At 64.5% G+C, this 26,859-nt stretch carries 20 protein-coding genes, 2 tRNA genes and 1 pseudogene; 20 read left to right on the forward strand and 3 right to left on the reverse strand.

Translation table 11 applies throughout. From position 1 onward, the window contains the following. From DY926_RS13865 to DY926_RS13890, 6 genes are all read left to right on the forward strand, one after another. A partial coding sequence (locus DY926_RS13865) for a sigma 54-interacting transcriptional regulator (protein WP_116703903.1) occupies positions 1-1,075 on the forward strand: 1,075 nt, incomplete at its 5' end. A gap of 50 nt (positions 1,076-1,125) precedes the next feature. After that, the gene (locus DY926_RS13870) at positions 1,126-3,339 is read left to right on the forward strand and encodes a sensor histidine kinase NtrY-like (protein ID WP_408886071.1); all 2,214 of its coding nucleotides are present in this window, start codon (positions 1,126-1,128) and stop codon (positions 3,337-3,339) included. Further along, positions 3,329-4,720, forward strand: a complete 1,392-nt coding sequence (gene ntrX / locus DY926_RS13875; protein ID WP_116703905.1) for a nitrogen assimilation response regulator NtrX — start codon at positions 3,329-3,331, stop codon at positions 4,718-4,720. The genes DY926_RS13870 and ntrX overlap by 11 nt, the downstream gene beginning before the upstream one ends. Positions 4,721-4,845: 125 nt before the next feature. After that, positions 4,846-5,130, forward strand: a complete 285-nt coding sequence (gene hfq / locus DY926_RS13880; protein ID WP_116703906.1) for an RNA chaperone Hfq — start codon at positions 4,846-4,848, stop codon at positions 5,128-5,130. Positions 5,131-5,132: 2 nt separating this feature from the next. Then, entirely contained in the window at positions 5,133-6,458 is a 1,326-nt protein-coding gene (gene hflX, locus DY926_RS13885; RefSeq protein WP_241503235.1) for a GTPase HflX, read from the forward strand. A gap of 153 nt (positions 6,459-6,611) precedes the next feature. Continuing rightward, a complete protein-coding gene (locus tag DY926_RS13890; protein WP_116703908.1) occupies positions 6,612-7,448 on the forward strand; it encodes an inositol monophosphatase family protein in 837 nt (278 codons plus the stop codon). A 34-nt stretch (positions 7,449-7,482) separates the two neighbouring features. Here DY926_RS13890 and mazG read toward each other — a convergent pair whose 3' ends face one another. After that, positions 7,483-8,274, reverse strand: coding sequence for a nucleoside triphosphate pyrophosphohydrolase (mazG, locus tag DY926_RS13895; RefSeq protein WP_116703909.1), 792 nt, complete (start codon positions 8,272-8,274; stop codon positions 7,483-7,485). A gap of 98 nt (positions 8,275-8,372) precedes the next feature. On the opposite strand from mazG, the gene argC reads away from it, so the two are divergent. From argC to DY926_RS13920, 5 genes are all read left to right on the forward strand, one after another. Further along, complete coding sequence (argC, locus tag DY926_RS13900) at positions 8,373-9,308, forward strand: N-acetyl-gamma-glutamyl-phosphate reductase (protein WP_116703910.1); 936 nt, start codon at positions 8,373-8,375, stop codon at positions 9,306-9,308. Between the two features lie 42 nt (positions 9,309-9,350). Beyond that, a tRNA-Leu gene (locus DY926_RS13905) sits at positions 9,351-9,434 on the forward strand. A 56-nt stretch (positions 9,435-9,490) separates the two neighbouring features. After that, positions 9,491-10,672, forward strand: a complete 1,182-nt coding sequence (locus DY926_RS13910; protein ID WP_186336182.1) for a phosphoserine transaminase — start codon at positions 9,491-9,493, stop codon at positions 10,670-10,672. 82 nt (positions 10,673-10,754) lie between these two features. After that, positions 10,755-11,906 carry an ATP phosphoribosyltransferase regulatory subunit gene (locus tag DY926_RS13915; RefSeq protein ID WP_116703919.1) on the forward strand — a complete coding sequence of 384 codons (1,152 nt, stop codon included), beginning with the start codon at positions 10,755-10,757 and terminating at the stop codon, positions 11,904-11,906. 82 nt (positions 11,907-11,988) lie between these two features. Next, entirely contained in the window at positions 11,989-13,278 is a 1,290-nt protein-coding gene (locus tag DY926_RS13920) for an adenylosuccinate synthase (RefSeq protein WP_116703920.1), read from the forward strand. A 199-nt stretch (positions 13,279-13,477) separates the two neighbouring features. On the opposite strand, the gene rpoH is transcribed toward DY926_RS13920, so the two are convergent. Beyond that, positions 13,478-14,374, reverse strand: a complete 897-nt coding sequence (rpoH, locus tag DY926_RS13925) for an RNA polymerase sigma factor RpoH (protein ID WP_116703912.1) — start codon at positions 14,372-14,374, stop codon at positions 13,478-13,480. A 241-nt stretch (positions 14,375-14,615) separates the two neighbouring features. Further along, the gene (locus tag DY926_RS13930) at positions 14,616-15,587 is read right to left on the reverse strand and encodes an RluA family pseudouridine synthase (RefSeq protein ID WP_116703913.1); all 972 of its coding nucleotides are present in this window, start codon (positions 15,585-15,587) and stop codon (positions 14,616-14,618) included. A gap of 48 nt (positions 15,588-15,635) precedes the next feature. Here DY926_RS13930 and DY926_RS13935 point away from each other — a divergent pair, with 48 nt between their 5' ends. The 9 genes and pseudogenes from DY926_RS13935 to DY926_RS17585 form a co-directional block, all read left to right on the forward strand. Next, positions 15,636-15,980 carry a hypothetical protein gene (locus tag DY926_RS13935; RefSeq protein ID WP_116703914.1) on the forward strand — a complete coding sequence of 115 codons (345 nt, stop codon included), beginning with the start codon at positions 15,636-15,638 and terminating at the stop codon, positions 15,978-15,980. A gap of 90 nt (positions 15,981-16,070) precedes the next feature. Beyond that, positions 16,071-16,146, forward strand: a tRNA-Glu gene (locus DY926_RS13940). A gap of 409 nt (positions 16,147-16,555) precedes the next feature. After that, the gene (locus DY926_RS17365) at positions 16,556-16,705 is read left to right on the forward strand and encodes a hypothetical protein (protein ID WP_158552012.1); all 150 of its coding nucleotides are present in this window, start codon (positions 16,556-16,558) and stop codon (positions 16,703-16,705) included. A 728-nt stretch (positions 16,706-17,433) separates the two neighbouring features. Beyond that, the gene (locus tag DY926_RS13945; RefSeq protein ID WP_116703915.1) at positions 17,434-18,105 is read left to right on the forward strand and encodes an SGNH/GDSL hydrolase family protein; all 672 of its coding nucleotides are present in this window, start codon (positions 17,434-17,436) and stop codon (positions 18,103-18,105) included. 93 nt (positions 18,106-18,198) lie between these two features. Next, positions 18,199-19,344, forward strand: coding sequence for an acyltransferase family protein (locus DY926_RS13950; protein WP_241503233.1), 1,146 nt, complete (start codon positions 18,199-18,201; stop codon positions 19,342-19,344). Between the two features lie 28 nt (positions 19,345-19,372). Further along, the gene (locus DY926_RS13955) at positions 19,373-23,221 is read left to right on the forward strand and encodes a cellulose biosynthesis protein BcsC (protein ID WP_241503236.1); all 3,849 of its coding nucleotides are present in this window, start codon (positions 19,373-19,375) and stop codon (positions 23,219-23,221) included. A 6-nt stretch (positions 23,222-23,227) separates the two neighbouring features. Further along, entirely contained in the window at positions 23,228-24,943 is a 1,716-nt protein-coding gene (locus DY926_RS13960; protein ID WP_116703918.1) for an SGNH/GDSL hydrolase family protein, read from the forward strand. 123 nt (positions 24,944-25,066) lie between these two features. After that, positions 25,067-26,164: a glycosyl hydrolase family 8 gene (locus DY926_RS13965; RefSeq protein WP_241503234.1), complete on the forward strand. Its 1,098-nt coding sequence runs from the start codon at positions 25,067-25,069 to the stop codon at positions 26,162-26,164. Beyond that, a pseudogene (locus DY926_RS17585) lies at positions 26,161-26,859 on the forward strand (hypothetical protein); the annotation flags it as partial. The gene DY926_RS13965 and the pseudogene DY926_RS17585, both read left to right, overlap by 4 nt.

The raw sequence follows: 26,859 nt of genomic DNA on the forward strand, positions 1-26,859 counted from the left end.
CGCCCCCGCCGTGCCCGCCCCGCCCGATGAGCAGATGTCGCTTATCGGCCGTTCGGTCGTGATGCAGGACATCTACCGCATCATCGCCCGCCTCACGACATCGGACCTGACCGTCATGATCGGCGGCGAGAGCGGAACCGGCAAGGAACTGGTGGCGCGCGCCCTGCATGAATACGGGCGCAGGCGCACGGGGCCGTTTGTTGCGATCAACATGGCGGCCATCCCGCGCAACCTGATCGAAAGCGAACTGTTCGGCCACGAGCGCGGGGCCTTCAGCGGTGCGACCAGCCGCGTGGCGGGCCGTTTCGAGCAGGCGGCGGGCGGCACGCTGTTCCTTGACGAGATCGGGGACATGCCGCCCGAGGCCCAGACCCGCCTGCTGCGCGTGCTGCAGGATGGCGAGTTTACGACCGTGGGCGGCACCACGCCGATTCGCGCCAATGTCCGCATCATCGCCGCCACCCATCGTGACCTGCGGCAGGCCATCCGCGCCGGCACCTTCCGCGAGGATCTGTATTACCGCCTGAACGTGGTGCCCATGCGCCTGCCCCCCCTGCGTGAGCGGGTGGAGGACATTCCCCTGCTGGCCCGCCATTTCCTGAACATGAACGCCGATGAGAGCGGTCTGGTCCGCGTACTGGATGATGAGGCCGTGGCCCGCCTGCAGGCCTATCGCTGGCCGGGAAACGTGCGTGAGCTTGAAAACCTCATGCGCCGGATCGTGGCGCTGCACCCGCAGGAATATATCGGCGCGGACATCATTGACGCCGAGCTGAGCGAATCCGACGGCATGGTGGCCGGCCCCGAGAGCGCAGGCGGCGGGGTGAGCGAGACGCTGGCCGAGGCCGTGACCCGCCACCTGCGGCGCTTCCTGTCCTCCGGGCAGGACGGGATTCCCATGAGCGATATTTACGACAAGGTCATAGCCGAGGTCGAACGCCCGCTGATTTCAATGACCCTGTCGGCCACGCGCGGCAACCAGATCCGCGCCGCCGCCATGCTGGGGCTGAACCGCAACACGTTGCGCAAGAAGATACGGGATCTGGACATTCCGGTGGTGCGCGGCGGCGCATGAGCACGGGCGACATACCGCCCCACGGTTCGGCCTACCGGCTGGCGCGGCGCATGCTGGACATGCTGGTGCGGCGCAACGTGGCGCTGGTTCTGGTGCTGCTGGCGCTGGTGCTGGGGGTCGCGACCTTTGTGGTGCTGTCGGGCGGGCGCTCGCTTGCGCACCATCCGCAGATTCAGGCGCTGGTCTTTGTCCTGAACTTTCTCGTGCTGCTGCTGCTCGCGACCTCACTGACCGAAAAGGTGGGCCGCGTGCTGGCCGAACGGCGCAGCGGGCTGGCGGGCGCGCGGCTGCATGTACGGCTGGTGACGCTGTTCGGCATCGTGGCGGTCGCGCCGACCATCGTGGTGGGCATCTTCGCCGCCGTGTTCTTTCACTACGGCATCCAGATCTGGTTCAGTGACCGGGTCAACACCGCGCTGAACGAGGCGCTGGAGACATCACGCGGGTACCTGCAGGAACATAACGCCAATATCCGCACCGAGGCGTTCTCGCTGGCCAACTACCTTGTCAGCGCGCAGAACGGCCTGTCCGGTTCGGGGGGCGACCTGCTGCATGATTCGGATGCCCTCTCGCAGGTGCTGGATTCACAGGCGACGCTGCGCGGGCTGGATGTGGCGGTGGTGTATGACCCGTTCACCAACACGGTCGTCGCCTCCGGCGGGCTGATGGGGCGGACGGCCAACCTGCACGACCTGCCGCCACCGGCCGCGACACTCATGGCGCGGACCAATGAAATCGCCATTCTGGATTCAGCGGATGAAAAGACCGTCCGCGCCGTGGTCACGCTGGGTGATACGCCACCGCTCATGCTCATGATCGCCCGGCCCGTTGACCCCGACATCCTTGAACACATGCACCGGACCGAGCAGGTGGTGGCCGACTACCAGCGCCTGAACGGCAACCGCGCCAAGATCCAGTTCACCTTCGTGCTGATCTTCGCCCTTGTGGCCGTGCTGGTGCTGGGGGCGGCCATTCTGATCGGGCTCATGCTCGCCAACCAGATCGTGCGCCCGCTGGGGCTGCTGATCCTTGCATCCGAACGGGTGAGCAAGGGGATACTGGACAGCAACGTGCCCGAAGGCGACCGTGATGACGAGGTCTCCAGCCTGTCCCGCGCCTTCAACCGCATGACCACCCAGCTTGCCACCCAGCGCGCGGAACTGGTCAACGCCACCAACCAGATCAATGAACGCCGCCGCTTTACCGAGGCCGTGCTGGCAGGCGTGTCGGCCGGGGTGATCGGGCTGGATTCCCAGCGCATGATCGAACTGCCCAACCGGGCGGCCAGCGTGCTGCTGCATCGTGACATGGCCGCCTGCGTGGGCCGCCCGCTGATCGAGGTGGTGCCCGAACTGAGCCCCATGCTCGACCGCATCGCCCATGACGGCGCGCGTGAACTGACGGGTGAGGTGCAGGTGCTGGCCGGCGGGCGGGCCTGCACGCTTCTGGTCCGAATCGGCGCGGAAATGCAGAGCACCATGACCGGCGATTTCGCCGATGGCTACGTGGTCACATTTGATGACATAACAGCCCTGCAGGTAGCGCAGCGCAAGGCGGCATGGGCGGATGTGGCGCGCCGCATCGCGCATGAGATCAAGAACCCGCTCACCCCCATCCAGCTCGCGGCCGAACGGCTCAAGCGCCGCTTCCTGCGCGAGATCGCATCCGATCCCGACACCTTCGCCCAATGCGTGGATACGATCATCCGCCATGTGGGTGACATCGGGCGCATGGTGGATGAATTTTCCGCATTCGCGCGCATGCCGCAGCCCGTCATGCGGGTGGAGGACCTCTCGCGCATCGTGCGGGAGGCACTGATCCTGCAGCGCAACGCCCACCCCGAAATCCGTTACGAGGTCAGCCTGCCCGACCGTGGCCCGCTGGTGAACTGTGACCGCAGGCTGGTGGGGCAGGCGCTGACCAACCTGTTGCAGAACGCGGCCGACGCCATCGCCATGCGCCCCCCACACGAGGCCGTGGGCGGGGATGGCGTGATCGGCACGATCCGTATTACATTAAGCCACAATGGCCCGAACGTGCTGCTTGCCATCGCGGATGACGGTATCGGGCTGCCAGTCGAGGACCGGGCCCGACTGACCGAGCCATATGTGACGCACAAGCCCAAGGGAACCGGCCTTGGCCTTGCGATCGTCAAGAAGATTCTTGAGGATCACGGCGGGAGCATCGGGCTTGAGGACCGCGCCGGGGGCAGGGGAGCTGTGTCGACGTTGATTTTGCCGATAAAGGACGACCATGGGGCATGAAATCCTGATCGTTGATGACGAGCCGGATATACGGCTTCTTATCGAGGGCATTCTGGCCGATGAAGGTTACGAGACCCGGCTTGCCGCGGATTCCGATTCCGCCATTGCCGCTTTCAGGGAACGTCGGCCCGCGCTTGTGGTGCTGGACGTGTGGCTTCAGGGGTCGCGGCTTGACGGGCTGGGCATCCTCAACGTCCTGCACAAGGAGGAGCCGTCCATCCCCGTCATCATGATATCGGGGCATGGCACGATCGAGACCGCCGTCGCCGCCCTGCAGCATGGCGCGTATGACTTTATCGAAAAACCCTTTCAGGCCGACCGGCTGCTGGTGGTGGTGCGTCGCGCGCTCGAGGCCTCGCGCCTTGCGCGTGAAAACGCGGAACTGCGCCTGCGCGTAGGCTCCAGCACGGCGCTGGAGGGGCGCAGCGCCGCCATTACCGCCGTGCGCAACCAGATCGACCGCGTGGCCCCCACCGGCTCGCGGGTGCTGATTTCAGGTGCCGCGGGCACGGGCAAGGAAGTGGCGGCGCGGATGATCCACGCCAGTTCCCGCCGGGCGGAGGGGCCATTCATCGCCCTGAACTGCGCGACACTGGCGCCGGGCCGCTTCGAGGAAGAGCTGTTCGGCATCGAGGGCGGGGAAAACGGCGTGGGTCGGCGGACCGGCGTGCTGGAACGTGCCCATGGCGGCACGCTGCTGCTGGATGAAGTGTCGGACATGCCGCTGGAAACGCAGGGCAAGATCGTCCGCGCGCTGCAGGACCAGACATTCGAGCGCCTGGGCGGCGCGCGGCGGGTCAAGGTGGATGTGCGCGTGCTGGCCACCACCAACCGCGACCTGCAGTCGGAAATCGCGCTGGGCCGCTTCCGTGAGGATCTGTACTACCGCCTCGCCGTCGTGCCGCTGCGTATTCCCGGCCTGCGCGAACGGCGTGAGGACATACCCGAACTGGCCCGCATGTTCCTTGACCGCGCGGCCGAGAATGCGGGCCTGCCGCTGCGTGAGCTGTCAGGCGATGCGATTGCCGCGCTGCAGAGCTATGAATGGCCCGGCAACGTGCGTGAGCTGCGCAACCTCATGGAGCGGCTGCTGATCATGATGCCGGGCAACAGCTCGGACCCGATCCGTGCCGACATGCTGCCCTCCACCGTGGGGGACGGGGCGCCGGCGCTGCTCAAATTTGATTCTGACGAGGATGTGATGAGCCTTCCGCTAAGGGAGGCGCGCGATCTGTTCGAGACCCAGTACCTGCAGGCGCAACTGCTGCGCTTTGGTGGTAATATCAGCCGGACGGCGGGATTCGTGGGGATGGAGCGCAGCGCCCTGCACCGCAAGCTCAAGCAGCTTGGGGTCACGTCCGAGGATCGCAACGCCGGATGAGCTTTTGCCCGCCGCGCGCATGACTGCTACACAACGAACTGTGATACGGATGGTGGCAACGCCGTAGCATGACACGCGACTGTGCCGTGTGAGTCCGCCCAACAAGCAACAAGTAAGGCCCTGCCGTGGCAAAAGAACCTTCGCAGAATGTACAGGACGTTTTTCTCAATCACGTCCGCCGGTCGAAAACGCCGGTCACCATTTTTCTCGTCAACGGTGTCAAGCTTCAGGGCATCATAACCTGGTTTGACAACTTCTCCGTCCTGCTGCGGCGCGATGGACATACCCAGCTTGTGTACAAGCACGCGATCAGCACGGTCATGCCCGCCACGCCGGTCAGCCTGTTCGAACCGCCAGCCGAGGCCGAAGCCACACCGGAGCGCGCGGTGACGGATGGCAGCCCGTTGTGACGATGGGGGTGCCGCCTTCCTCTGCCACGCGTGCCGCGGTCATCCTGCCGTGGGAACGCCCTGACCGCCATGACGACGCCCGCGCCGCCGAGGCCCGGCTGGAGGAAGCGGTCGGCCTCGCTGCCTCCATCGGGCTGGTGGTGGTCTGTCAGGCGGTGCTGCTGCTGCGTGCGCGCAAGCCCGCCACCCTGCTGGGGATGGGACAGGTCGATTCGCTCAAGGAAACGGTCAAGGCCGACAACATCACCGTTGTCATCATAGATTCCCGCCTGACCCCGGTGCAGCAGCGCAACCTCGAGCGCGCGCTGGGCTGCAAGGTGATCGACCGGACCGCGCTGATCCTTGATATTTTCGGTGAGCGCGCGGCCACGCGTGAGGGCACGCTGCAGGTCGAGCTTGCGCACCTGGAATACCAGCGCAGCCGCCTTGTGCGCACATGGACGCACCTTGAACGCCAGCGCGGTGGCTTCGGCTTCCTCGGTGGTCCCGGCGAGACCCAGATCGAGGCCGACCGCCGCATGATCGGTGACCGGATCGTGCGTCTCAAGCGTGAACTCGAGCAGGTCCGCCGCACCCGTGGGCTGCACCGGCAGGCGCGCCGCCGCGTACCGTTCCCCATCGTGGCACTGGTGGGCTACACCAACGCGGGCAAGTCCACCCTGTTCAATGCGCTGACCGGGGCCAGCGTCTATGCGCAGGACCAGCTTTTCGCGACACTCGACCCGACCATGCGCAGCATCCAGCTCCCCTCGGGGCGGCGGGTGATCCTGTCGGACACGGTGGGGTTCATCAGCGACCTGCCGACCGAACTGATCGCCGCCTTCCGCGCCACGCTGGAGGAAGTGGCGGAAGCCGACATCATCCTGCACGTGCGCGATGTCGCCCATCCCGACAGCGCATCGCAGCGCGATGACGTGATCGAGGTGCTGGAGGGCATGGCCCGCAGCGGCACGATCGAGCAGGACTGGCAGTCCCGCGTGATCGAGGTGCTGAACAAGGCCGACCTCGTGGGCGGTCGTGACGCGGTGGGCGCGCGCCCGGGCAATGTGGTTATCTCCGCCATTACGGGCGATGGCCTGCCCGACCTGCTGGCCGCGATTGACGAGCGCATGACACGGACGATGGAAGTCGCGTCCTACCGTGTGCCGCTGGCACAGGGGGCCGCCATGGCATGGCTGTATGAACATGGCGAAGTCACCGAGCGCGTGGACCATGAGGATGGGGCCGAGATGACCGTCCGGCTCACCCCCGCCAACCGCGCGCGCTTCGAGCTGCAGTTCGGCAGCGTCGTGACCTGCCTGCGCGACGGGCCGCCTGTTGCGCAATGACTGTCCTGTGACCATGCGCGGGGTGGAAAATACGCCCCCGCAGGCGCATGGATGGGAAATGGCGGGAGGCTGCTCCGGGCGTTTCGCCGGGCATGCCCGGCACCGGAACGCCTGAAACAGCCCCCCAGGGAGAGGGACGCGACGGAGGCGGCTATGACGGTACGGATCACCCTGGCAGACATGCACATGGTTGTGGCCATGATGCGGGCAGCGGGGAAACGCCATGTCATGCCGTTCTTCCGCTGCCTTGACCGCAGCGACATCCGCAGCAAGACCGGCCCGCTTGATATCGTGACCGTGGCCGATGAAGCCGCTGAGCATGACCTGACGGAATCCCTGCGCGGGGCATGGCCCGATGCGCTGGTGATGGGGGAGGAAGCGGTCGCCGCCAACCCGCGCCTGCTTGATGGTCTGGCCACGGCGGAACTGGCCTTCGTGATCGACCCGATTGATGGCACGGCAAATTATGCTGCCGGGGTGCCGCTGTTCGGGATCATGGTTGCGGTCGTATCACACGGGCAGGTTATCGGAGGGGCGATTGTCGATCCGGTCTGTGATGTGGCGGTCATGGCCGCGCACGGGCAGGGCGCATGGCTTCAGGACGCGGCGGGCAGTGAACGCCGCCTGCATGTGGCCCCGGCCGTTCCCGCGCGTGAGATGTCGGGCAATGCCTCATGGCGCTACCTGCCCGCCCCGCTGCGCGAGGCCGTGACGCGCAACCTGCCCAAGGTGGCGGGATCGTGGGATTTCCGGTGTGCTGCGCATGAATACCTGATGCTGGTGGACGGACGCTGCCACTTCCTGCTGTTCAACCGCACCCTGCCATGGGACCATCTGGCCGGATGGCTGATCCATGCCGAGGCCGGGGGCTACGCCGCCCGTTTTGACGGCTCACCCTACCGCGTGACGGATCACGGCGGCGGGCTGCTTTACGCGCCGGACAGGGCAAGCTGGCAGGCGCTGCACGACCTTCTGTTCGCCGGGGCCTGAACCATGGCGCGCGCCGGTCGCGCCCGGCCGGTTTTCAGCTCACCGGTTCACCGCGTTCGCGGCGTTTGACGGCCTGCCAGCCTTCTTCCATGGTTTTTACGTCCACATCCACCAGCGCCAGGCCGCGTGCGGCAAGGTCATGCTCCATGGCGGTGAAGCGGCGGGTGAACTTGGCGTTGGCCTGGCGCAGGCAGGCTTCGGGGTCCATGTCCAGCTTGCGTGCCAGCGTGGCCAGCGTGAACAGCACATCGCCCAGTTCATCGAAGATCTTTTCACGGTCGCCGCTTTCCAGCTCGACCTTCAGTTCATCGATTTCCTCATCCACCTTGGCCGCGACCTCGGCCACCGTGTCCCAGTCAAAGCCGGTGCGGGCTGCGCGGGCGGACAGCTTGCGCGCGCGCAGCAGCGCGGGCAGGCCAACGGGCACGTCATCCAGCGTGCCGCTCCGGTTGCGGGCCAGGCGTTCCTGCGCCTTGCCATCCTCCCACTGCCCGGCGGTGCGCTCACCCGCGCCAAATACATGGGGGTGGCGGCGGACCATCTTGTCACCGATCATGCGCGCGACGGTGGCGAAGTCGAACAGGCCCTGCTCATCGGCCATCTGGGCGTGATAGACCACCTGCAGCAGCAGGTCGCCCAGTTCATCGGGCAGGCTGTCCCAGTCCTCGCGCGCGATGGTGTCGGCCACCTCATAGGCTTCTTCTATGCTATAGGGTGCGATCGAGGCGAAATCCTGCGCCCTGTCCCACGGGCAGCCGGTCTCTGGGTCACGCAGGCGGGCCATGATGTCCAGCAGGCGTTGCAGGGCGGTCGTGGCATCATGCATGGGTCGGGTTTCCTGCCTGTTTGTGTTGCGGTCATGCGCAGGTTTTGTATAGATCGCCCACCGCCCGGGCGGAAAGTTTTTATCAGGACATATGGAACATGAGCAGCGACGGACAGGCGACGGTCTTCATTGATGGCGAGGCAGGCACGACGGGGCTTGGCATCCGCAACCGCCTTGGCCGCCTGCCGGTCACGCTGCGCTCCATCAACCCCGAACACCGCAAGGACCCGCAGGCCCGGCGCGACATGATGGCATCGGTTGATGTCGTGATCCTGTGCCTGCCCGATGCGGCGGCGCGCGAGGCGGTGGAGATGGTGGACGGCATGGGAGCCGATGCACCCCGCATCCTTGACGCCAGCACCGCCTTCCGCACCGATCCGGCATGGGTTTACGGCTTTCCCGAAATGGATGCGGCGCAGCCTGCCGCCATCCGTGCCGCCGCGCGCGTATCCAACCCCGGCTGTTACCCGACGGGGCTGATCGGCCTGCTGCGCCCGCTGGTCCGTGCCGGGCTGGTCCCGGCGGACTATCCGCTCACCATCAACGCCGTAAGCGGCTACAGCGGCGGCGGCCGTGGCATGATCGAGGCGCATGAGCGCGATGGCGGCCCGGCTTTCGAGCTGTATGGGTTGGGGCTTGGGCACAAGCACATGGCGGAAATGACGGCCTATGCCGGGCTTGCGCGCGCGCCGGTGTTCGTGCCGTCGGTGGGGCACTTCCCGCAGGGGATGATCGTGTCCGTGCCGCTGCATCTGGACCTCCTGTCCGGTCGGACGCGCATTGCGGACCTGCATGCGGCCCTTGCCGACCACTACCGGGGTTCCGACCGGATCACGGTGGCCGAACCCTGCGCCAAGCTGGTGGCCGACGCGCTGGCGGGCACCGACCGGATGGAGCTGCGCGTGCATGGTGATGACGCGCTGGGCCAGGCGGTGCTGACCGCGCGGCTGGACAATCTGGGCAAGGGCGCATCGGGTGCCGCACTGCAGAATGTGGCGCTAATGCTGGGGCTGGAGCCGCCGCCGCCAGTGTGATATAGCGGGTCCGCAAGACGTCCCTTGACTGCTTGCCTGTATGCGAGAGTGACGGAACGGTAGACGTAGTCGACTCAAAATCGACCGCCGAAAGGCATAGGGGTTCGAATCCCCTCTCTCGTACCAGTCTGGCGCACCGGCGCGCGGTGTTGCCCTTTCTTGCCCGTGTCGCGAACAGGACGATGTCTCCCTTGCCTGATCCCCTTACTGCAAAGCCGTCCGCACGGCCTGCCAATCCGTGCTTTTCTTCCGGTCCCTGCGCCAAGCGGCCCGGCTGGTCGCTTGATGCCCTGTCGGATGCGCTGGTGGGGCGGTCGCACCGCTCGACGGAAGGGCGCGCCCGCCTGAACGAGGTCATTACCCGTTCCAGGGCCGTTCTCGGCATGCCGGATGACTGGGTGCTGGGCATCGTGCCCGCGTCGGACACGGGTGCGGTGGAAATGGTGCTGTGGTCCCTCCTCGGCTCCCGCCCGGTGGATGTGCTGGCGTTCGAGAGCTTCTCCGCCACATGGGCCAATGACATCATTGCCCAGCTCCAGTTGCCCGATGCCCGCGTGCTCAAGGCCGATTATGGCGAGATCCCCGATCTGGCGCAGGTGGACTGGGCGCGTGACGTGGTGCTGACATGGAACGGCACGACATCCGGCGCACGCCTGCCCTATGACGCCGCCATCCCCACGCAGCGCGACGGGCTGGTGGTGTGTGACGCGACATCCGCCGCCTTCGCCATGGACCTGCCGTGGGAGAAGCTGGATGTGGTCACGTGGTCGTGGCAGAAGGTGCTGGGGGGCGAGGCCGCCCACGGCATGCTCGCCCTGTCGCCGCGTGCGGTGGAACGGCTGGTGTCCACGCCCGCGCCGCGCGCGCTGCCCAAGATTTTCCGCCTGACCAACAGCAAGGGCCTGATTGACGGCATCTTCCGTGGCGACACGATCAACACGCCATCCATGTTGTGCGTGGAAGATGCGCTCGATGGCCTGAAATGGGCCGAGAACGTGGGCGGGCTGAAGGGCCTGATCGCGCGTAGCGAAGCCAACCTCGCCACCATTGCCGAATGGGAAGCAAAGTCGGACTGGGCGCAGTTCCTGGCCACCAATCCCAAGCACCGCTCCAGCACGGCCATCTGCCTGCGCATTGTCGCCCCGTGGTTTACCGCGCTGGACCATGCGGGCCAGACGGCGGCGGCCAAGAAGATCGTCTCCCTGCTGGGCCGCGAAGGGGTGGCGATGGACGTGGGCAGCTACCGTGACGCACCGCCCGGCCTGCGGCTGTGGGGTGGCGCCACGGTGGAGGCGTCCGACCTGCAGGCCGTCCTGCCGTGGCTGGACTGGGCCTATGCGCAGGTTCACCGCGAACACGCCTGAAAAACGCGCAGACGCCCTGCTTTCCTGTCCGATCCACCCTGTCCCGGCTCGCCGGGGCCGGGTGCAGCACAAGGCCCCCATTATGACTGATGACCCGCCGTTCAATCCCGCGCTGCTGCCAGCCGGTTTCGTGGACAGGCTCCCGCCCGAGGCCGAGGCCGAGGCGGCAGGAGTCGAGACGCTGATGCGCGTGTTCGCGGCCCATGGTTATGACCGCGTGACGCCACCGCTGCTGGAATTCGAGGAAACGCTGCTGTCCGGCGCCGGGTCCGCCGTGGCGGAGCAGACCTTCCGCCTGATGGACCCCGACACACGGCGCATGATGGCGCTGCGGCCGGACATGACACCGCAGATCGCCCGCATCGCCGCCACACGGCTGCCCGACGTGCCGCGCCCGCTGCGTCTGGCTTATGCGGGGCCGTGCATCCTCATGGCCAGCAACCGGGGCGAGGGTGATCGCCAGATATCGCAGGCCGGGGTGGAACTGATCGGGCCGGATGGCCCGCAGGCGGATGCGGAAATCGTCGCCATCGCGGCGGAATGTCTGGCCACGTTGCAGGTGCAGGGCGTGTCGTTCGACCTGACCATGCCATCCCTTACGACCGCGCTGCTGGATGCTGGCGGTTTTGACGGGCATGTGCGCGGCATGCTCATGCGCGCGCTGGACCGCAAGGACGCGGCGGCAGTGGCCCGCCATGGCGGTGAACTTGCCCCCGTGCTGATCCGCCTGCTGCATGCGGCAGGCCCCGCGCAGGGTGCGCTGGCGGAACTGGCGGCGGTGGACCTGCCGCCCGCCGTGCGCGTGCTGAGCGAAAGGCTGGCCGCGACCGTGGCCGCGATCGAGGCCCGCGTGCCCGGCATCCGCCTGACGGTGGACCCGGTGGAATTCCGGGGCTGGCAGTACCATACCGGCGTGTGCGTGAGCGTGTACGCCGCCGGCCAGCGCGAGGAGCTGGGCCGGGGTGGGCGCTACCTGTCCAATAACGACGAACCGGCCTGTGGCCTGACGCTGCGCCCCGACATCATCCTGCGTGCCGCCCCCGCGCTGCCCAGCCGCAGGCGGGTCTTCCTGCCATGGGGCACCCCGGCGGAAGTGGGCGCGGCCCTGCGGACGGGCGGATACGCCACCGTGGGCGCGCTGGGGCCGGATGAGGACGCGCGTGCCGAGGCGGTGCGCCTGTCCTGCCCGCTGATCGTGGTTGACGGCCGGGCCGTCGCGGTGGGCGACGCCTGACCTTCGGGTTGATTTTCTTACGAGCAAGATTTTTCCGGCTGGCCGCGCCGTGGCCGCCGGGCAGCATATCAAGGAGCATGAAATGTCCAACGTCACCGTGATCGGCACCCAGTGGGGTGACGAGGGCAAGGGGAAGATCGTGGACTGGCTGGCCAGCCGGGCCGATGTGGTCGTACGCTTCCAGGGTGGCCACAATGCGGGCCATACGCTGGTTGTGGGCGAGCAGACCTACAAGCTGTCGCTGCTGCCTTCCGGCCTTGTGCGTGGCAAGATGGGCGTGATCGGCAATGGCGTGGTGGTTGACCCCGAAGCCCTGCTGAAGGAAATCGACCGCGTGACGGCGCAGGGGCTGAAAGTCACGCCCGAGACGCTGAAGATCGCGGAAAACGCGCCCCTGATCCTGCCCGTGCATGGCGCGCTGGACCGCGCGCGCGAAGCCGCCCGCGGTGACCGCAAGATCGGCACGACCGGGCGCGGCATCGGCCCCGCCTATGAAGACAAGGTGGCCCGCCGCGCCATCCGCCTGTGTGACCTGGCCGAGCCGGAAACGCTGGACTGGAAGCTGGATGAACTGCTGCTGCACCACAACACCCTGCTCAAGGGGCTGGGTGCGGATACGTTCACCAAGCAGCAGCTGCTCGACTTCCTGAACGGTGTGGCCCCGCGTGTGCTGCCCTTCATGGCGCCGGTATGGGACCTGCTGGATGACAGCCGCCGCAGTGGCGCGCGCATCCTGTTTGAAGGTGCGCAGGCCGTCATGCTGGATGTGGACCATGGCACGTATCCGTTCGTGACCTCCTCCAACACCGTCGCAGCCAATGCGGGCACGGGCGCGGGCGTTGGCCCGACCAGCGTGGGGTTCGTGCTGGGTATTGCCAAGGCCTATACCACCCGCGTGGGTGAGGGGCCTTTCCCCAGCGAACTGCATGACGAGATGGGGCGCACGCTTGGTGAGCGCGGGCATGAATTCGGCACAGTGACCGGCCGTCCCCGTCGTTGCGGCTGGTTTGATGCCGTGCTGGTGCGCCGTGCGGTGCGCGTGGGTGGCGTGAACGGGCTGGCCCTGACCAAGCTGGACGTGCTGGACGGGCTGGATGAGATCAGCATCTGCGTCGGCTATGAGCTGGATGGCAAGACGACCCGGCATTTCCCGTCTGCCCCCGGCGCGCAGAAGCGTATCCGCCCGGTGTTCGAGACGATGGAAGGCTGGAAGGACAGCACCAAGGGCGCGCGCTCCTGGGCTGAACTGCCCGCGCAGGCCATCAAGTATGTCCGCCGGATCGAGGAACTGGTCGAGGCGCCGGTCACCCTGCTGTCCACCAGCCCCGAGCGTGACGACACCATCCTGATGCGCGACCCGTTCGAGGACTGATCGCCCGACAGCAAGACCAAAGTTTATGGGCGCCGCCTTTTTTAAAAAGGCGGCGTTTCCTGAAGCTTTTGGGAAAGAAGCTTCACCAGAAACTTTCCTTGATTGGCGCACTATGCGTTGGGCAGGCTGTGCTCAAGAAAAAAGCCCCGCACGCTTTTCGCGTTGCGGGGCTTTTTTTACAGGGAAAGGGCCGCGTTGATCAGGCGGGTGCCTGTTCGGCATGGCTGGCGCGACGGGAGGCGACTTCCGCCTTCATCGCGGCCTGTACCTTTTCAAAGGCCCGGACCTCGATCTGGCGCACCCGCTCGCGCGAGATGTTATAGACGTGGGAGAGTTCCTCCAGCGTGGCAGGCTCATCCTTCAGCCGACGTTCGGTCAGGATATGGCGCTCACGGTCATTGAGTGACTTCATGGCGTTGGCCAGAAGTGCCTGCCTGCCGGACAGTTCCTCGCTTTCCGCAAGGGTTTCTTCCTGGTTGTCGTTGTTGTCCACCAGCCAGTCCTGCCACTCGCCCTCGCCATCCAGCCGCAGGGGGGCGTTCAGGCTGTGGTCGGGGGCGGCAAGCCTGCGGTTCATGTTGACCACATCCTGCTCCGGCACGCCGAGGGACTGCGCGATCTTGTTGACCTGTTCGGGCGGCAGGTCGCCATCATCAATGGCCTGCATCTGCCCCTTCAGGCGGCGCAGGTTGAAGAACAGTTTTTTCTGTGCGGCGGTTGTGCCGATCTTGACCAGTGACCAGCTATGCAGGATGTATTCCTGTATCGCCGCGCGGATCCACCACATGGCATAGGTGGCCAGCCGGAAGCCGCGATCGGGGTCGAAGCGGCGCACGGCCTGCATCATCCCGATATTGCCTTCGCTGATCAGTTCACCCACGGGCAGGCCATAGCCGCGATAGCCCATGGCGATCTTGGCAACGAGCCGCAGGTGGGATGTGACGAGTTTATGCGCGGCCTCGGTGTCGCCCTTGTCTTTCCACAGGTGCGACAGGCGAAGCTCCTCCTCGGGGGAGAGCATGGGGAATTTGCGGATGTCCCGAAGGTATTTGGACAGGTTGTTTTCGGGACCGGAAATGAGAGCAGAAGAGGCCATGGTAACGGACTCCTGTTCCAGAGGGATGGATGGCGGTAATCCGGTTCAACGTAAATGTGACCGGACGGGTTGCATCATCTCTCTGCTAGACGCACGACTGGACTTCTCACGTCCCCATATAGAACCCCCGTCATGGGCAGTCTTATACAGGACGTCCAGTTAGCCTGGGGGCGTCGGCCCCGGCAAACAATCATGAAATGTAGTGATTTCGGGCCTGTTTGTCAATAAATATGCATCCGGATTACGCAATATGGGCCAGAAGCGCCTGAAAATCGACCGGGGGCGCGGTTTCAAACAGCAGTTCCTCGCCGGTGCGGGGGTGAATAAAGCCCAGCCTGCGCGCATGGAGCGCCTGGCGGGCAAAATCCAGCGCCGCGTCCCGCGCCGGGGCGGGCAGGCCGCGCGCCGCGGCGGGAATACGGCGCAGATAGACCGGGTCCCCCACAAGGGCGTGGCCCGCATGGGCGAAGTGAACCCGGATCTGGTGCGTGCGCCCTGTGGCCAGCCTGCATTCCACATGGGCAAGGCCACCGTGGAAGGTGTCGAGAATACGGTAATGCGTCAGTGCCGCCTTGCCGCCGCCATTGGCTATGACCGCCATGCGCTTGCGATCACGCCGGTCACGACCGATCGCCCCGTCGAACGAGCCATGCGCGGGCGTGGGAATACCCCAGCATATGGCCTGGTACGCACGGTCGATCCGCCGTTCGGCAAAGGCGAGGGAGAGCGCCTGATGCGCCATCTCGGTCTTGGCCGCGACCATGACGCCTGATGTATCCTTGTCCAGCCTGTGCACGATGCCCGGCCGCTTCTCCCCACCAATTCCGGTCAGGCTGTCGCCGCAATGCCCCAGGAGCGCGTTGACCAGCGTGCCGTCCTCATTGCCCGGTGCGGGGTGGACGACCATGCCCGCGGGCTTGTCGAGCACGATCAGGTCGCGGTCCTCGAACAGGATGGTCAGGGGAAGGTCCTGCCCCTGTGGCGTGGCGGGGATTGCCGGGGGCGGGTGAATTTCATAACACATTCCCGCCCGCACGGGTTCCGCCGGATCGCGGAGCGGACTGCCATCGCGCAGCAGGTACCCACTTTCCATAAGGGATTTGACACGTGAGCGTGACAGGGTGGGGATCGCGTTGGCGATGAAGCGGTCGGTGCGCTGGCCCGCGTCATCCGCCGTGGCGGTGACAGGGGCTGGGGGAGGGGTGTCGGTCATGGCATGTGTCTATCGGAAAAAACGGTATTCGGGAACGGAAAGCACATAATGGAAAAACAGGGATCGCGCGCGCTGCTGGCTGCGGTGATCGGCATGGGGGTTCTGCTGTTTATCGGCTCCCTGGTGCTGGTGGGGGTGCTGGTGCACAGGATGATGCACCCGCAGGCTTCACTGCCCCATACGGTGGCCGCCACCCCGGCGATACCGCATGAGGAGGGGGAATATGGCAGCCTGATGCTGGATGAGCCGGCTGGCACCCGTATTGAATCCGTTACGGTGCGCCCCGATGGCATGGTCGTGGCCGCGCTGGCGGGCGGGGACCGTGCGGGGCGGATCATCATATGGGACCCGGCGGGCAGGCGCATCGTGGCGCGGCTTGTGCTGGCACCCTGAACCGGGCCGCGGGCCGAAGGAAAAACGGGCGGGGCCTATTCTTGCTCTTGCAATGGGCGGCGGGATCACATAGAAGCGGCGTCGGCCCTGGTCCCGTTCGTCTAGAGGCCTAGGACACCGCCCTCTCACGGCGGCAACACGGGTTCGAATCCCGTACGGGACGCCATTGATGCTCCGGTCTGCGGACTCTCTGGCATGGTGGGCAATCAGTCCGCTTTTATTGTTGGAATGACTGGCGCGCATTGTCGCATGTGCAGGCTCTGTTTGCACCTGTTTCCCGTACGCTCTGTCCGGCGCATATCCCCGCGCAGGGCCGGTTCGGGAAGGCGCGGCCACCCATGTTATTGATAACTGTAATATTATTGACGCGGGAAACTGGCAGGTTCGGTCTGTGGCGGCATGATATTACTGGGAATTATTGTACAGGATGTAAATTTATTCTGTATTCCGGATTATAAAAAATCTTTAATAAAATGGAAATCTGAAACTCCCTGAAAATATCAATGTTTACCTGAGGCTCCTGAAAAGACTGGTCCTCACAAACGGTGCTTCCGATATCAAGGGTGGAGTTGAAAATGGCCGAGGACGAAGACAGGCATGCACCATTTTCTACCCCGGCGGAGCGCATGAGAAGCCTTTCGATTACGGTAATACTTGTATTTCTTATAACGCTTATTGCCCTGGTCAGCCTGTTCGTCCTTTATTTCATGCTTCCCGATGCCTGATGATCCGCCTGCCGGTTTCTGGCCTGCTGGCGCGCAAATATGGGCGGCGGTGGCCGTTTCCAGATTGATGTTTTCATAAAAAATTCAGGACAGTAGGGCGGGAGTTGCGGTTGCTGTCTGGTAAGTAAAGTTCCAGATAATGACGGGCGGGGCATGTGCGCGATACGTCATGTAACTTTATGTTTCTGAAATGATATGGGTACCGCTTCTGTACTATTTATGTATTGTGAAGTAATTAACCGTATATTATTTCACCATAGAAACTTTGGTAAATTGCTTCCGGTATGTCTGTAATTAAATATCAAACCGGACGGAAAAATTATAATCTATAAAATTATGCATGGAATATTCGCAATATAGAGGGGAATTTTATCCATCTGTTCGGTTGGGCACCGGATTAAGGGTGGCGCGGAATTGATCCGGTAGTTTTGGTGGAAAGTGCGCATCCGGTGGATATATTTTATCCATCATAGGCTTATATTCCTGTAATTCTTTGGTTATATGACCGGCTGCGACGATGGAGATTACAGAAAATACAGGTGGCTTTCAGATGTCGGTGCCGGGCAGGGAATAAAAAATATAAATTAAAACAGCATGTTACGCGTGAATTTTATTGGCTGTCGCGTTAATGTCACAGCGTGGCGCACACGGGTTGCGGCTCTGGTCCGGCATTTTTTTTTCTGATATAAGAACTGTATTAGAAAATAAATATTCCGGAGTCATGTATTGTGAATGCGCTGCTGGCAGGCCTCACGCTTTTGATCATTGGCGACAGCCACGTCACATTCAAGGACTCCCTCCTCGAGATCCTGCCCGATGCATTCACCCGGCAGGGCGCGAAGGTCATTACATACGGCGTATGCTCCTCAACCGCGGCGGACTGGGTCGTACCCAACCCCAATAACGGGTGCGGGGCGGCACAGCGTATTGGCGATGAGCCGATCGGCGCGCCGGACATGAAGCCTGCCTCCCCACCGCCCATGGCGTCACTGCTGGAGAAATGGCACCCCGATGTCGTGATGGTGGTGCTGGGCGATACGATGGCGGGATACGGGCAGAAAACGATTTCCGAAAACTGGGTGGATGAACAGGTCAAGACCCTGACCTACACCATCGGCAAGACCGCGTGCATCTGGATCGGCCCGACATGGGGGCAGTACAGCCCGCGTTATGGCAAGACCGACCAGCGGACCACGGAAATGGCCACCTTCATGAAGGAGGAGGTCCAGCCCTGCGCCTATGTTGATGGGACGCAGTTGATGAAGCCGGGTTCGGTCAGCACGATCGACGGCATCCATGCCACCCCCGCCAGCTACCAGGTGTGGGGTGACGCCATTGTAAAAACCACGTTGCCCATGCTCGAGAAAATCAAGGCGGAAGAAGCGCCCGCCGGGCAGTAAGGTAATGGCTGGTATCGCGCCGCCAGAACGCGATGCACCCAGCCGGTAGAATGGCGGTACAGGGCATGGGTTTCAGTTATGCATCAGGGCCAGATGGCAGTTCCCGCGCAGAATACATGGCGGCGGACACTTCGTACGGAGTTCTTTCCCACGGACCGGCGGCGGGACATAGATGGCCTGCGCGGGCTGGCCATCATTTTCGTCGTGCTTTTTCATGCCGGGTGGCTGGATGGCGGCTTTATCGGCGTTGACATCTTCATTGTCATTTCCGGTTACTTCATCGGGCGTTCCGCGCTGGTCCAGCAGCCTTTCCGGCCCATGCGCTTTGTCAGTCGCAGGCTCTACCGGCTGCTGCCGGCGCTGTTCTGCATGGTTGCGGTCGTCTCCGCCAGCATGCTGTGGTGGGTGCTGCAGAGTGACCGCGCCGACATCGCGCTCAACGGGGCGTATGCGCTGGTCTATCTGTCAAACATCTGGGCGGCGGGCCATGTGGGGTATTTCGAGGGGCAGAGCATTGCCTACCCCTTCCTGCATACATGGTCGCTCTCCCTCGAGATGCAGTTCTACCTTGTCATCTTCGTCATGGCGCTCGCGCTCAAATACACCCATCACCGCAACAGGGTGCTGATCGGTATTTTTCTCGTTTCGTCGGGTTGCAGCCTGTACAGCAACCATGTCGGCCATACGCAGGGCTATTATAATATTCTGGACCGGCTGTGGGAGTTCTCCCTCGGTTCCATGATCTGGATCGTTCCGCGCCCGCATTTGAGCCGCGCGGTGTCCAACATTGTCTGCGGCCTTGGCGTGGCGTTCCTGTGTGGCGCGGCTTTCATCTATCCGCTCGGTTTTGCCTGCCCGTCCTACATGATCGCGCTGCCGTGTCTGGCGGTCATGGCCATCATCATCTGCCCGCAGCATGACGTGGCGCGAAAGGTGCTTGGAACGATTTCTCCCATCGGGGTTATTTCGTATTCGATATATCTGTGGCATTGGCCTGCCATCGTGCTGGCGAACTACCTGCTGATGTTCCAGGTTCAGGGCATGGTCATGGGGGGTGTTCTGGTGTTGGTCATGATCGTCAGCCTGCTCAGTTATGTCGGTATCGAGCGCGTTTTCCTTGATTATGAAGGCCGCGTGAGCGCATCCGTACGCAACCGTGGCGCGCTGGCGCTGGTGGGGGCATGCGGGGGGCTGGCCATGCTCCTGTCCTATGTATCGTACGTCTCACGTGTGCATTAAGGTGCACCGGCCTCCCGGCCCGTGGGTGATGCGTCCCGTCCGCATGCCCATGCCCAAGGACATGTACACCGTAACGCTGCTGTGCGGCGTTGCGTTATGCATGCCCTTGGGCATGGCGTATGCCGATGATGGCGTGGCGCCCGCCCCTGCAATGCAGGATGCGGGGCTGCCTGCCGGCATGCCCGTATCCGTCAACGCGGGGCTGGACCTGCTGCTGCGCAAGGCACAGTACTGGATCGGCAAGCAGGAATATGACAAGGCGACCGAGGCGGTGCGCGAGGCACGCAGCATCGCGCCCGCCAGCAGCCAGGCCCTGTACTATCAGGGGCGCATCCAGATCGGGCAGGGTGACATTGCCGCCGCGAACCGGACGCTGAAGGAACTTTCGCGCAATAATGACGCATCGGCCTATGTCCGTATGCTCAATGCGCAGATCCAGTACGGTACGATTGACCAGAAGGCGCTGGCCGAGGCACGGCATCTGGCTGAAACCGGCAAGATGATGCCGGCCATGTTCAAGTACAAGGCCCTGTTCAAGAATGGCGACCCGCCGCCCGATCTGGCGCTGGAATATTACCGCGTGCTGGGTTCCACCATCCTCGGCTATCAGGAAGCGCGGACCAAGCTGGGCGAATACGTGGCCCAGAACCCCGGTGATATGGATGCGCGGCTGGCCTATGACCGTATCCTGACCTATCGCATCACCAACCGTGAACAGGGCCTGAATGACCTGAAGGTGCTGGCCCGCACGGCGGAGTCCAGCGCCATCCGGCAGGATGCGGCATCAGCATGGCGGCTTGCCCTGACATGGGAGCCGATAACGGGTTCAAGCGTGCCCCTGTACAGCGAATGGCTCGACGCCCACCCCGATGACGCGGAGATACGCGACCTGCTGCACAAGGCGCAGGAAACCCAGTCCGGCATAGATGCGGCGACCTACCGGATCGAGGGCTACGGTTTCCTCGCGCAGAAGAATTACGCCGCGGCCGGCCGCAGCCTTGCCCGGGCGCTGGCGCTTGCCCCCAATGACCCCGATACGCTGGGTGGGCTGGGCGTGGTGGCCGAAGCGCAGTCCCGCCCGGAGGAGGCGAAGAAGTATTTCGCCCAGGCCATCGCCGCTGATCCCGAACCCAACAGCCACTGGCGCACGGCGTTGCAGCATGTGTACGTGGGCCAGGGCCCGGACCCGCTGGCGGTCAACGCACAGGCGGCCATTGACGCGGGTAACCTGACCACGGCGCAGGAAGACATCGACCGCCTGCGCCAGAAGCCCGACGCGACCGAGATGGCGCTGTTCCTGCAGGCCGCTTTGTACCGCAAGCAGGGCCGTCTGGATGACGCCGCACAGGCGTACCGGGAAATCCGCCGCCTCTCCCCCCGTAATGCCGATGCCACCTATAACCTCGCCTATGTCCTGATCCAGCAGGGCGAGGGGAGCGAGGCGGAGGGCCTGATCGGGCAGGTGGCGGAGCAGGAGCCGGGCCGGGCGTCGCTGCTGCGCGGCATGCAGTTGCGTTACGAGGCAGCGCGGACGGGCGACCCGAAGCGGCGCATCGCCCTGTTGCAGGACGCGCTGGGCGATATGCCCGATGACCCGTGGGTGCGCCTTGAACTGGCCAACGCGCAGTACGACAATGGGCAGACCGGGCAGGCGGATGCCCTCATACGGCAGATGACCAGCCGCAGCGCGGTCACGGATGCGGAGCTTGAGGCCGGTGTCCTGTACGCCATGGGCCATCATGACATCACCATGGCGTCGGAGCTTTATGCCCGGCTGCCCGCTTCCGCCCATACCCCCGCCATGGTGCAGGCGGAACACCAGATGCGCCTGATCCGCGCGGTGCGCGCGCTTGACCCGCATGCGCCCGATTACAGGGACCGCCTCATGGCGCTGGCCGACGAGCCTGACCCGGATGGCACGCGCGGGACGATCGTGGCCACCGCCTTCATGGACCGTAGCGACCCCCGCTCCGCGCGTGCGGTGCTGCACCATGAAGACCAGATCACCCCCAACCCGCTGCCGGACCAGAAACTGGGCTATGCCGGGACATCGCTGCGCATCGGCTCATTGCGCGATGCCCGGGCCTATCTGAAGGATTTTGACCAGCTTGCAGCCGAAAGCCCGGACAGCATCAGCAGCGACCAGATGCATGTCCGTGAGCAGATAGAAATTGGCATGACCATCATGCAGTCGGACCGCCTGAACCATTCGGGCCGGTCCGGTCAGGCCGAAAAGCTCATGTCCGGCCTTATTGCGGCCAATCCCGGATCGGCTGACGCCCATCTGGCGCTGGGGCGTGTCTATGAGACACAGGACCGGGCGCGCCATGCGCTGAACGAGGATTTTGCCGCGCTGAAACTGCGCCAGGGCGACCGCTACATCCTCGCCTCCATCGTGCGCGACGCCGCCGGGGCGGGGAACCTGCGGGTAGCGCACCAATACATGCAGGATCTGGTTCAACTCGCGCCCGACAGCTCCATTACGTGGGAGGTGCGCTCGGACATCGACCGTGTGGAGGGGAACCAGAAGCAGCAGCTTGCCGATCTGGAACACGCGCATGACCTGCAGTGCATCAGCAGCCCGACCGTGAAATGCAATGCGCCCGATGCCTTCGTGCCCGATTATGCGTGGCCGGAAATCAATGGCGAACATCACGGGCCGCAGGCGGTCATGCTGTCCGCGCTGTATCCATCGCTGCCCAGTGACACGGTGCTTCAGGCCACGGAGCGCTCCATTGCCTACCTGCGTGAGACGCTTTCCCCGCAGATTGATGCGAATGTCTATATCCGCGGGCGTACCGGCTCCAGCGGTCAGGGGCAGATGACGGAACTGTCGACGCCGGTAACGGGGTCGTACCCGTTATCCTCATGGCAGAACAAGCTGACCTTTACGCTTACGCCAACATTCCTGTTCACGGGCAATCCCGGCCACGGCACCACCTATAACCCCAGCACGTTCGGGACGCAGGCCGTCAATGGCGGGACCACCCACAGCCATTACGACATACAGGGTGTGGCGCTGGGGGTAAGTTACAGCAACCGCTGGTTTACGGGGGATGTGGGGACATCGCCGCTCGGGTTCCCCATTACCAATGTCGTGGGCGGGGTTGAATTCGCGCCCCAGCTTGCGCGCAACCTGCGCCTGCGGATCAGCGGCGGGCGGCGAATGGTCACGGATAGCGAACTGTCCTATGGCGGCATGACCGACCCCGCGACGGGCAAGACGTGGGGCGGGGTCACCCGTATTTTCGGCCATGGCTCGCTGGAATATGCCTCGGCGTTATGGACGGGCTATGTGGGCGGCGGCGGCGCCTATCTGGAGGGGACCGATGTTGTCGGCAATACCGAAGGTGAGGCCGGTGCGGGCGGCAATGTAAAGGTATGGCGCTACAAGGACCGGCAGGAACTGCATGTCGGGCTGGACCTGATCTATTTCGGGTATGAACGCAATACCTACTTCTTCACGCTGGGGCAGGGGGGATACTTCTCCCCCAGCGCGTATTACGGTGCGATGGTGCCGGTGGAATGGACCGGGCATGAGGGGCGGTGGAACTGGTTCCTGCGTGGCGAGGCGGGGTACCAGAACTATCACGGCGGCGGGTCGAACTATTTCCCCCGTAATCCCGGCCTGCAGGCGGCCCTGCCGCAGGGGCGCGGCCACTTTGATGGTGGTGGGGCCAGTGGCATCGCGGGTAATGTCGGGGCAAGGCTGGTCTATCAGCTCACGCCGCGGTTCAGGCTGGGGATAAATGGCGGCTACACGCGGGCGGGAAGCTGGTCTGAATCAACCGGCATGCTGCTGTTTCATTATGTATTCGACGCACCCGACACCATACAGGCCCCAGGCACGTCCCGCCTGTCGGCTGATGAGGACTGAACCGCCATGGCCCGACACAGACAATGGCCCGCGAAGCGTAAACGCCAGGCCCTTGCCGCGCTCGCCCTTGTGGCCATGGGCGCGTACCCGCCACAGGCATGGGCCGCGTCCTGCCCGGTGGGAACGGGGGACGGCGTGGTGTGCGTGCCGGCGGCGGATGTCCTGTCCGGTGGCATGGACCGTGCGCCGGGTGCGCATGACGACGCCCGGGCCGGTTACGCGGTAGGCAATCTCTGGCAGGTTGATGGCCGGGTCTGGCGCGCGGCCTCCGTGGCGGCAGGGGCCGCGCGGTGGGAACTGGTCCCGACCGCGCGCCCGGCCGATGCCCTCGCACCCCATGCCGTATTCGCCGGGGGAACGGTACGGATGGTGTCGGGTTATGTCGGACCAGCGGTGGATGTTGAAACCCGCCAGCAGGGCAGGGTGGTCGTGACCACCATCGGCATCGGCGCGGATGGGGAGTTTGACCACGAAGCCCTGCGCGCGGCCCTTGCCGGGCGTGACGCGGGAACCTTCGCAACCGTGCTGCGGGTGTATGACCAGAGCGGGCATGGCCATGATCTGGACGCAACGCCCGGCCGGCACGTGGTCCATATCGGGGAGGTGCGGGTCGCGGGGCATGAAACCCTCTCATGGGGGGAGGAGAACGGGCCGGGCGGGTTTGTCATCCCCGCGTCGCTGAAAGTCCCGGCTGATGACTTCTTCTTCGGCTCCGTGGGCACCTATGCCTCCTCCAATTCCGGGTATGCGGCCTATCCCGTGCCCGTGCTGCTGGGCGATGCCACGCGCGGGCGTGAGTTCAAGACGTTTTTCGGCAGCTACAGCCTTGATGGCTTCACCCATATTGCTGATGCCGCAAGCCCGGACCGCAGGACCGATCTGGTCATTACCAATTCGCCCGCCGCCTTTGATGTCTATGCCACGCGGGGTGGTTATGGCCTCGACTGCGCGAATGCCTCCGCTCGTTTGGCTTCTCCCATCGCGCCGGGGCAGATGAATGGCGGTTATATCGGTTTCAATGCCGATGGGGGGCCGTGGTTCTCGCAGGGGCGTAATACGGGGCAGTGGACCGGCCTTGTCATTGCCGATAAGGCGCCTGATGCGGCGGGGCTTGCGGCGTTTCAGGCTGCGGCCGCAGCAGTGGGGAACTACATGCCCCAGCTTCGCGCCACACTGGTCGTGATCGGGGACAGCCGTTCGGAGGGGTACCGCCTGTCCGATGGCCGGAACTGGCCGTACCTCATGCAGCAGTACGGGCGTTACCAGAGCTATGATCTTGCCGTATCGGGCGCGACGACACGGCAGATGCTGGGCATGGTCCCGGCGGCGGAGGCCGTGGGGCGGCATGCCAGCCAGCGGGTCGCGGTCGTGTTCGGCGGGTATAACGACCATCTGGAATACAACCACATTCCGCCAGATGAGACGGTTCGCAACATCGCGCTCATGGTGCGGCGGCTGAAAAAGGCCGGTTTCACGGTCGCCCTGGTTGATGAGACCAGTACCGCCGGTGCCCCGCGCGAGGCACTACGCGCGGCGGTGCGTGACGGGACCATCACCCCTGATATCGAGATCGACCCCTTCGCGCCCGACCAGCCGCTGTACAACGTGGAGAACCATACCAACTGGAGCAGTGATGACACCCACCCCTCCCAGATCGGGCACGCCATCCTGGCCAGCATGATCTGGAAACGGGTCGGCCCCAGCCTGTTGCCCCCGCGTTGACACGGCGGGGCGCGTGGAGGAGCATCAGCGCGCAATATGCGCCATGCGCGGGGTGTTGCCGGTTGCACTTTGATGGATTCCCGCTAGGGAAGCCTGACAGTTCCAAGGGATGCGTATTATCTGATGCGGTTTGATCTCAAGACATCCGGCCTGACAGCCTCCCCGGCCCCGATCATGGGGCGTCGCGCCATGCTCGCGGCTTTCGTTGCCATGGGGGGAATGTCCATGCCGCCTGTCGCGGGGTTTGCCGCGCCTGCGGGCGCGGATGGGGTTGCACGGCAGTGGGCCGTGTTCCGCAAGAAGTATTTCCGCCCCGATGGTCGCATTGTCGATACGGGTAATAACCGGGAGTCCCACAGCGAGGGGCAGGGCTATGGCATGCTCTTTGCCGCCGCCGCCAATGACCTGCCCACGTTCGAGGCGATGTGGAGCTGGACACAGGCCAACCTGCGGCACACGAAGGACAGCCTGTTTTCATGGCGCTTCCTGCCCGGCCACGTGCCCGCCGTGCCCGATACGAACAACGCGACCGATGGCGACCTGCTGATCGCACTCGCCCTGGCCAAAGGCGGGCGGCGGTGGCAGCGCCATGACCTAGTGCAGGCGGCCGTCGAGATCTACCGTGACGTGCTGCGGCTCATGACCCTGCAGGTTGGCAGCTACAGGGTGCTGCTGCCCGGCGCGCAGGGGTTCGTTAACCCCGATGCGGTTACGGTCAACCTGTCCTATTATGTCATGCCCTCGCTGCTGCAGGCCTTTGAACTGACGGCCGACCCGGCATGGCATACCGTGATGCAGGACGGCATGCGGCTGATCATGCAGGCCCGTTTTGGCCAGTGGGGCCTGCCGCCCGACTGGCTCTCGATCGACCGGCACACGCAGGCCCTCTCCATCGCGAAGGGGTGGGCGCCGCGCTTTTCCTATGATGCGATCCGGGTACCACTTTACCTGTACTGGGCGCATATGCTCACGCCGGACCTGCAGGCCGGATACGCCCGGTTCTGGACCCATTTTGGCGCTGATGCGCTGCCCGGCTGGATAGACCTGACAACGGGTGCGCGTTCGCCCTATAATGCCCCGCCGGGATATCTGGCGGTCGCGCAATGCACAGGACTTGCTTCATCGGCAAAATTGCCGACACTTGATCATGCGCCGGATTATTATTCCGCGGCATTGACGCTTCTGGTTTATATCGCGCGGGCAGAGGAGCAGGCGAAGTGAGCGGATCAGGGTCAGAAGACAGGACCGGGAGGGAAGTCCAGACCGGGACGGCGGGGCGACCGCAGGATATCGAACGTGTCCTGCAGAGCTTTGGCGTCGAGGAAGGATTCGTATACCGGCCTTTTGTTGATCGCTCCCTTATGGAACCGCAGGAAACATCCGTAGCCGATGGGTCCACGGGCCATGACGACGTGGCGGAGGTCGAGGACCCCTATGACTGGCAGGCCGAAAACGAGCCTGACGAGGAACCGCCCACCGGGGAAGCCGCTGACCCCGCGATAGCCCACGAACAGCTCCTGCCCCCGCCCGAACACGACGCGCCCGCGCCGGAAGAGCCGGTTGCCGCCCTTGCCGCCCCGTCGCAGGAGGGAGAAGGGGAAGCAGCACCCGCCGCCATTGCCCCGCCGGAACCGGTGGCGGAGGAAACGCCCGCGCCCGCCCTTGCGGCGCCAGCAGAGGTGGTATCGGAACCCGAACCCGAACCCGAACCCGAACCCGAACCCGAACCGGCACCGGCACCAGAGCCGCAGCCTGAGCCGGAGCCGGAAATCACGCCCGAGCCGGAACCTGCGCCCGAGCCCGCGCCTGAACCGCCACCCGAGCCGGAACCGGAAGTCGGGCCAACACCGGAACCCGCGCCCGAAACCGGGCCCGTTCCCCCCGCCGCCGAGGCCGCGCCCGCTGCCGCCCCGGAA

The organism is Komagataeibacter melaceti, from assembly GCF_003403295.1.
In the GTDB taxonomy this organism is placed as follows: domain Bacteria; phylum Pseudomonadota; class Alphaproteobacteria; order Acetobacterales; family Acetobacteraceae; genus Komagataeibacter; species Komagataeibacter melaceti.

Bases quoted from the DNA above. Each gene is read 5' to 3' on its own strand.
- DY926_RS13870 (WP_408886071.1), top strand. From the start codon at position 1,126: ATGCTGGACATGCTGGTGCGGCGCAACGTGGCGCTGGTTCTGGTGCTG.
- ntrX (WP_116703905.1), top strand. From the start codon at position 3,329: ATGGGGCATGAAATCCTGATCGTTGATGACGAGCCGGATATACGGCTT.
- hflX (WP_241503235.1), top strand. From the start codon at position 5,133: ATGGGGGTGCCGCCTTCCTCTGCCACGCGTGCCGCGGTCATCCTGCCG.
- DY926_RS13890 (WP_116703908.1), top strand. From the start codon at position 6,612: ATGACGGTACGGATCACCCTGGCAGACATGCACATGGTTGTGGCCATG.
- mazG (WP_116703909.1), bottom strand. From the start codon at position 8,274: ATGCATGATGCCACGACCGCCCTGCAACGCCTGCTGGACATCATGGCC.
- argC (WP_116703910.1), top strand. From the start codon at position 8,373: ATGAGCAGCGACGGACAGGCGACGGTCTTCATTGATGGCGAGGCAGGC.
- DY926_RS13910 (WP_186336182.1), top strand. From the start codon at position 9,491: ATGTCTCCCTTGCCTGATCCCCTTACTGCAAAGCCGTCCGCACGGCCT.
- DY926_RS13915 (WP_116703919.1), top strand. From the start codon at position 10,755: ATGACTGATGACCCGCCGTTCAATCCCGCGCTGCTGCCAGCCGGTTTC.
- DY926_RS13920 (WP_116703920.1), top strand. From the start codon at position 11,989: ATGTCCAACGTCACCGTGATCGGCACCCAGTGGGGTGACGAGGGCAAG.
- rpoH (WP_116703912.1), bottom strand. From the start codon at position 14,374: ATGGCCTCTTCTGCTCTCATTTCCGGTCCCGAAAACAACCTGTCCAAA.
- DY926_RS13930 (WP_116703913.1), bottom strand. From the start codon at position 15,587: ATGACCGACACCCCTCCCCCAGCCCCTGTCACCGCCACGGCGGATGAC.
- DY926_RS13935 (WP_116703914.1), top strand. From the start codon at position 15,636: ATGGAAAAACAGGGATCGCGCGCGCTGCTGGCTGCGGTGATCGGCATG.
- DY926_RS17365 (WP_158552012.1), top strand. From the start codon at position 16,556: ATGGCCGAGGACGAAGACAGGCATGCACCATTTTCTACCCCGGCGGAG.
- DY926_RS13950 (WP_241503233.1), top strand. From the start codon at position 18,199: ATGGCAGTTCCCGCGCAGAATACATGGCGGCGGACACTTCGTACGGAG.
- DY926_RS13955 (WP_241503236.1), top strand. From the start codon at position 19,373: ATGCGTCCCGTCCGCATGCCCATGCCCAAGGACATGTACACCGTAACG.
- DY926_RS13960 (WP_116703918.1), top strand. From the start codon at position 23,228: ATGGCCCGACACAGACAATGGCCCGCGAAGCGTAAACGCCAGGCCCTT.
- DY926_RS13965 (WP_241503234.1), top strand. From the start codon at position 25,067: ATGCGGTTTGATCTCAAGACATCCGGCCTGACAGCCTCCCCGGCCCCG.